7 protein-coding genes are annotated in these 6,806 nt (G+C 69.6%); 5 read left to right on the forward strand and 2 right to left on the reverse strand.

The window, feature by feature from the left end; genetic code table 11:
* Positions 1-697: 697 nt before the first annotated feature.
* From ACWCP8_RS32645 to tatC, 5 genes are all read left to right on the forward strand, one after another.
* The gene (locus tag ACWCP8_RS32645; RefSeq protein WP_352272251.1) at positions 698-1,120 is read left to right on the forward strand and encodes an ATP-binding protein; all 423 of its coding nucleotides are present in this window, start codon (positions 698-700) and stop codon (positions 1,118-1,120) included.
* Positions 1,121-1,586: 466 nt separating this feature from the next.
* The gene (locus ACWCP8_RS32650) at positions 1,587-2,003 is read left to right on the forward strand and encodes a hypothetical protein (RefSeq protein WP_451119812.1); all 417 of its coding nucleotides are present in this window, start codon (positions 1,587-1,589) and stop codon (positions 2,001-2,003) included.
* Between the two features lie 313 nt (positions 2,004-2,316).
* Complete coding sequence (locus ACWCP8_RS32655; RefSeq protein WP_451119814.1) at positions 2,317-3,003, forward strand: hypothetical protein; 687 nt, start codon at positions 2,317-2,319, stop codon at positions 3,001-3,003.
* 2 nt (positions 3,004-3,005) lie between these two features.
* Positions 3,006-3,287: a Sec-independent protein translocase subunit TatA gene (gene tatA / locus ACWCP8_RS32660; RefSeq protein WP_451119830.1), complete on the forward strand. Its 282-nt coding sequence runs from the start codon at positions 3,006-3,008 to the stop codon at positions 3,285-3,287.
* A 387-nt stretch (positions 3,288-3,674) separates the two neighbouring features.
* Positions 3,675-4,613 (forward strand): twin-arginine translocase subunit TatC, encoded by a 939-nt coding sequence (gene tatC, locus ACWCP8_RS32665; RefSeq protein ID WP_352272246.1) that lies wholly within the window; start codon positions 3,675-3,677, stop codon positions 4,611-4,613.
* A 590-nt stretch (positions 4,614-5,203) separates the two neighbouring features.
* Here the strand turns inward: tatC and ACWCP8_RS32670 are convergent.
* A complete protein-coding gene (locus ACWCP8_RS32670; protein ID WP_451119816.1) occupies positions 5,204-5,599 on the reverse strand; it encodes a hypothetical protein in 396 nt (131 codons plus the stop codon).
* Positions 5,600-5,873: 274 nt separating this feature from the next.
* Positions 5,874-6,806: FAD-dependent oxidoreductase (locus tag ACWCP8_RS32675; RefSeq protein WP_451119818.1), on the reverse strand; the 933-nt coding region annotated here is incomplete at its 5' end.

Here is a 6,806-nt window from a genome sequence, read left to right on the forward strand (position 1 = left end):
CACCTCAACCTCCGCCGGGAGGAGGCCGAAGCCGGCGCCCGGGTCCTTCTCACGGCGCGCCGACGGTTTCCGGCAGCTGGTGACTCCCACCCCGGCTCCGGCGAACCAGCTGCGTCCTCAGCCGACTTGATGCGTGAGTGCGCCGACGGGGCGTGCACTCCCCCTCCGGGTGGCCGGTGGCGCCGCCCTGGGCCTCAGCAAGGGCCCGGCCGAAGTGATCCCCGTCCCGCGCGCAAGCAGAGGTATGCGGTTCACCAAACGGCCGGCGCCCTCAACTCGCCTTCCTCCGAAGTCCGTGCAGCCCGGAGAAGACGGTCCAGGATGTCTGCACGCCGAGGGCCGCGACCGAGCCGAGACGCGGACAGGGACGCTCGTGCGGCCCTGCGGCGCGACGTTCCCGCAGGGCCGTCCGGAAGACCACGGGCGAGGAAACGAGCTGCCGGTGCCCGGTCCGGCCGAGTACGGCATCGAGCCCTGGCAGAGGCGAGTGAGCCCAGCCAGGCCGCAGGCACTGACGTGACCCGCAAGAAATCAAGAAAAAAGGGGCGAACGGCTCGAACCGTTCGGCATGCGTCGCCCGTGGAACTGAATGAGCGCGCCCCTTCAGGATCCGGCCCACCGACCGCCCCCGAAGTTGTTGGCGGTCTCCCCCGTTCCGCTCTCCGCACATCCACAGAAGAGCCAGAAGACCATGTTTGTGACCGATTCCCCCAGCCCGAGTTCACTGCTCGGCCGGCCCTGCCGCCACGAGGCGCTGCTCACCCTGCCCGCGCAGGAGGCGCACGTCTCCGCCGCTCGTCACTTCGCGGCCGATCTGCTGGAGACCTGGAGCGTGCCCGCAACCGAGCGCGACTCCGCCGTTCTCATCGTCGACGAACTCGCCGCCAACGCCGCCCAGTACGGCCGCGAGCGCATGACCCTGCTGCTCGTCCTCGACGACGGCACTCTGCACATTGTGGTCGCTGACTCCGGCATGGCAGTGGAGCGCCATCGCCCCGACATCGCCCCCGACGAACACGGCCGCGGCACCGGCATCGTCCAGTGCCTCGCCCAGTCGACCGAGGTCCACCAGACACGCACTGGCCGCGAAGTCCGCGCCTGCCTCAGGTGCTCGCCATGACCGGGCCGGGCGTTCCGCACGAACTGCGGCCCCTTGCCAGGGCCGGCATCGCAGCACAGCGACGGGTCACCGGGGGCGGCTGCGGCGCCGGGTCACCCGACGGCCCCGCCAAGTGGGCCTTCGCGACCCACAAGCCGTGCCCCGTCGACGGCTGCCCGGGCCCGGCCGGGGTGCCCATGCGGTCCGCAGCACACCCATCGGCCCTTGATCACGGCGACCACGACCACGACACGGTGCTGTGTCAACGCTGCGGCGCCGACCCCTGCGTACAGGCGGAGGTGTGAGCGTGACTCCTCCCCCTCGTAAACGAGGCGGCTTCTCACTTGACCGCATGGGATCTCATGACGGCCAAGCCCTGACCGCTGCCGAAGCAGGATCGCAGCGTACTACGCCGCTTCGCGGCTCCGAATCTCAGGATGCGTTTCCCGCCCGGCCTGAAGGCCGGGATTCCCACGCAAGATCAGGGATGGACGTCACCCCGAACAGCGGCGAGGGCATCGGCGCCCCGCCCCCGCACGAGGCGTACGCGAATGCGCCGGACCTGCGCCGCGAGATGCACCAAGTGCTCGCTCTCGGGGCCGAACGCGACGGCCGCCAGGCCGGGCCCGTCACCGGCCCCCTGGTCGATACGACGGCCGCCGAACGCGCCTGGCTGCTACGACGGGCCGCCCTCATGGACCGGATGGCCCTCGCCGACCCCGGCCGCGGCCCGGTCGCAGCCGCCGCAGAAACCGCCGAGCAACTCGTCCTGTACGACCGTCGCCATCCCGACCTGGTGGCCGGCCCGCACCACCCCGACGCGATCACGCTCGTCCCCAGCCACCGCCTCTACGTCCGCCAGGAGTACGCCGCCTGGACGGCTGCCGAGCGCCCCAGAATCTGAATCGACCCCGATCCGACAAGGAGAAGGACCCATGACCCGCAAGGGCAACGACACCCGGCACGCCCCCGCGGCAGCCGGCCACCTCCACTGGCCTCGCCTCACATGCCCGACAGCCATGCGTGAACATCACGCCGGTCGGCGACAGGAACGGTCACGCCATGGAGAGCCGATGAACGCACCGTGGCCGAACGCGAAGACCCATCGGCTGTTCCAGGTGCCCGAACGTGGTTGCTCCCAGGGGCGGCGGCTGGGCGTCCATCCGGCCCAAACGCCCCCGCACACCCCGCGGGCCGGGCAGCCGACGCAGGTGGCCATGCAGGTCACAGGCGGCGAACTGCGCCTCGCGGTGCGCCTGTTGCCGGGCAGGCCCCCCGCGGTTGCGGCGACGGGCGACGAATTCACTTGTGAGGCGTGGCTGGACGACGCCGTGGGAATCTTCCGATGGCGCGGGCGGCGGACACCGGTGAAACCGCCGTGCCAAGTGCACCGGGAAACCTCCTCCCAGGCGCCCGCGCACGAGACCGCGGGCGCGGGCACGGACGCCGGCCTGCCCGGCCACATCCTGCGGATCCCCTTCTGCGACGACGAGTGCCAGGCATCGGTCGGTGTAGAGCCTTGCCGGGTCGTGGACATCGACCGCGTCCAGCAGCGTGGTGTCCCGGCCGCGTGCGGCCGGGACGCGGAAGAGGAACTCTTCGCCGTATCGGCGGACGGGCAACCGTGCCGGACGCGCCCCCCGGCGGCAGCAGGCCGTCGTCCGCGGCCAAAGGTGTGCGCCTCCCGCCGCGTCAACCTTCCGCAAGGCCCGGTCGTGGACGGGACGCTTCTTTGGGCAGCGGCCGAGGTTCTGCGCGCGCCCGGAGAGCGATGGGGGCATTCTCGGGGCGGCAAGACACGATGCGCCGCGGGCGCTCCCGCTCCCACCGCTGCCGCGCAGGAACAAGCGGCACGGATCGCCGAGGCAGGTTTGAGGGCCGACACGTTCGAAGGGGTGGTGTGACGATGTTCCGCAATGCGCTGGAACCCTGGCACCTGCTGATCCTGGTCGCGGTGGTGGTTTTGATCTTCGGCTCGAAGAAACTACCCGACACGGCCCGGGCGCTGGGCAAGTCCATGCGGATCCTCAAGAGCGAGACCAAGGCCATGAAGGACGACGGCGCCTCAAACAAGCCACGCCCCGAGCCTGAGCCTGCACCGGGACCGCGGACGATCTCGGACGCTCCCGGAGACACCGGCAACGCCCGCACCGCGCCCACGGACAGCACGACCAGCCAATGCGACTGAGCCCGGTCCTGCGCACCCCTGGCTCATCCCCGCACGAGACGCTGCCCGAAGCCTCCCTGGCCGGCTCACCTCTTACGCTGTCGGGCCGCCCGCGTCGTTGTCTGCGGTATCGGCCGGCGTCTTGGCCGGAGCAGCGCTGTTTCCTGGCTCAAGCGCGGCGCGTAACAGTGGACGGTCTGAGGACCTTCGTGAGCCGCCCACCCTCGGGCTGGGCAGGGCCGATCAGCTCGCGGTAAGTGGTACCGACCTGGACCAACTGCCTCCTGGACGCGCTACCGGCCGCAACCAGCGCCGCGGCGAACTCGCGCCCCACCGGGTGACGGAGACGATCAAGTACTGACGCAGGGCCGGAAGTCTCCGGTCTGCCGCACGAGATGAGGACGTGGCGTGCCCCAGTCAGCCCGCAACAAGGAAAAGGATCCCGAGGGGCGGATGCCGCTCGCGGAGCACCTTCGTGAGCTCCGCAACCGGCTCGCCAAGGCCGTCCTTGCCATCCTGGTCATCACGATCGCCGCAGCCTTCTACTACAAGGACATCATCACCATCTTCACCAGGCCGGTGCTGGACTCGGTCGGCTGCCCGACGTCCTTCGCCGATCTGGCCAAGCAGACCGCCGACACCACCTGCGCGCGGATCACTATCAACGGTCTGCTCGCGCCCTTCACCCTGGCGCTGAAGGTGTCCCTGATGGCTGGCGTCGTGCTGGCCTCGCCGATATGGCTGTACCAGCTGTGGGCGTTCGTTGCCCCCGGCCTGCACAAGCACGAGCGGAAATACGCCTACGCGTTCGTCGGCGCGGGCGTCCCGCTGTTCTTCGGCGGCGCCTTCTTCGCCTACAAGGTGCTGCCCACGACCGCGAAGGTGTTGATCGACTTCACCCCGCACGGGGTGAACAACCTGCTGCCGCTGGACGATCTGCTCGACCTCGTCACCCGCATGGTGGTCGTCTTTGGTCTCTCCTTCGAGATGCCGCTGCTACTGGTGATGCTGAACCTCACCGGAGTGCTGTCCGGCCGGCGGATGCTCGGCTGGTGGCGCCGCATGATCCTGGGGATCACGGTCTTTTCGGCTGTGGCGACGCCGAGCACGGACCCGCTGACCATGCTGGCGCTGGCCGCACCGATCTGGGTGCTCTATTTCGCCGCCGTTGTCTTTTCACTTCTCAATGACCGGCGCAAGGCCCGCAGAGAGGCAGAGGGACCCGGCGACGACGAGACCTCCGACATCGACCTCACGCCGCAGGACATCGGCGAAGTGGAATCGGTGTCCGCCAGCCAGGCCCTGCCCGCGCAGCCGGACGCTGACGACGACCGCGCCGACGGATAAGACCACGGAACCTGAGGGGGTCTTCAGTAGGGCGCGGAGCGCGGAGGCCCCGCCGACGCGCAACACCAGCTCCAGGCCGCCCGATCCCCGCCGTGCCGAGCACTGCCCAGCCCGCGCCGCGCACCTGGCTGCGCGCGGTCCAACAGCAGGAGCTGGCGTAGCTGGCAGACGCCTGGGCGGCCCGCCCCGAGGCGAACCAGGCGCACCGGCCCACGGATTGATTGAAGAGCCGACTGTACTCCGGGACTGGGCTGCCGGGGCCCAGGCCCGCACCGGCGGGTCGGCGTGACGGAGTTGTCCGGGCCGAAGTCGTCCTGCGCTTCTCCCGCGCTACCACGCCCGAAGATCTCTTCACCGTGAGCCGCGCGACGTCGGCCTGCTTGCTGCGGACGGACGTCAGGTCATGTCGATCCTCTCGATCTCGCCGAGCCATCGCTCCTCTTCCGCACGTTCCGACGGAGTATCAGGTCTCTGTCGATCTCGGCGAACCTGAGTAGCATCCTCGGGTGACCTGCAGCATCGGGCAGCGGATGCAGACTTGTCTGAACTTCGAACTGAAGCCTTCAGGCGTCCTCATCCGCCAGCGCGGGTCAGGGAAGAAGCTGACGGGTCGCGGTCCAGGGAACAAGTTGATCGCGGGTGGGGCCAGGTGCCAGGTAGCCGACCAGGCTACCCAGATGGGCCGTCAGCTTTTTGTGCCACCGCAGCTCGCGGATCTGCTCGATGGCCAGGTCGCACCGGCCGCCGGCGAGAGCGGCGGCTTGTGCGGGCGTGAATGTCAGTGCCTCGATCGTGTCGGACGCCAGCGCTTCGGGGCTCCAGTCGGGGTCCGTGTCATCGGAACCCAACCGGTCGATCACCCAGATCCGGAGCATGAAGTCCTGCTGGGCCACCCGCGCATGGTGTCCCTTGCCATCGGTGATGGGTGTGTCGTCACTCCCCTGGTTTCGTTCAACTTCAGCGACAGCGTTCAGCACGTTCTCCACGAGGCCGTCCGTGGACCCGAAGTGCAGGTGGAACGTCTCTTGGACACCCCGATGCGGGCGCGCAACTCGGCACGGAAAGCAAGGGTTCCTGTCGCGACGGGGGAATACACGACAGGAACCCTCACCGGACCGACTGCCCCGAACCCCGCCGGCAACACACAGCGCAGCCCACACGCAGCTGATCCGTACACGGTCGTGCGCATTCACCTGAACGCCGGCACTTCACCGGCATTTACGACCGACACCTTCGGCTCAGCTGTCGGCCCTGTCGACTTCAGCCTCGGTGGGTTTCCAGCAGTCGTAGCCAGATTTCGCCGAGGGTGGGGAAGGCGGGGACGGCGTGCCAGAGCCGGTCGAGGGGTACCTCGCCGGCGACCGCGATGGTGGCGGAGTGCACCAGTTCCCCGACGCCGGGGCCGGCGAAGGTGACGCCCACCACGGTGTTGCGGTCGGTGTCGATGAGCATGCGGGCGTGGCCGCGGTAGTCCTCGCCGTACTGGTGGGCGCCGGCAACGTGGGCGAGGTCGTAGTCCACCACCTTGATCCGGCGCCCGCTCTGCTCCGCCTCGCGGCTGGTCAGGCCGACGGAGGCGACCTCGGGGGTGGTGAAGACGACCTGGGGGACGGCCGCATGGTCGGCGGTGGCCACATGCGCACCCCACCGGGTGTCGTCGACCGGTTCTCCGTTGGCGCGGGCGCCGATGACGGCGCCGGCGATCCGGGCCTGGTACTTGCCCTGGTGGGTCATCAGGGCGCGGTGGTTGACGTCGCCGACGGCGTAGAGCCAGCCGTCGGCGACGTCGGTCACTTGGAAGGTGTCATCCACCGTCAGCCAGTCGCCCGGGGTGAGACCTACCGTCTCCAGCCCCAGGTCCCAGGTGTTCGGAGCGCGGCCGGTGGCGAGCAGGATCTCGTCCGCCGCCAGATGTCCGCCGTCGGCCAGGGTGATCCGGACCTCGCCGCCCTCACGGACCAGGGAGGTCACGGAGGTCTCGAACCGGATGTCGACGCCGGCTTCCCGCAGGCCATCGGTGACCAGCTCCCCGGCGAACGGCTCCATCCGCTGCAGCAACGCGTCCTCGAGGACCAGCATCGTCACCTGGGAGCCGAGGGCCTGCCAGGCGGTGGCCATCTCGACGGCCACCACACCGCCGCCGACCACGGCCAGACGTCCGGGGACCTTGCCGGCACTGGTCGCCTCACGGCT

The organism is Streptomyces sp. NPDC002206, assembly GCF_053593595.1.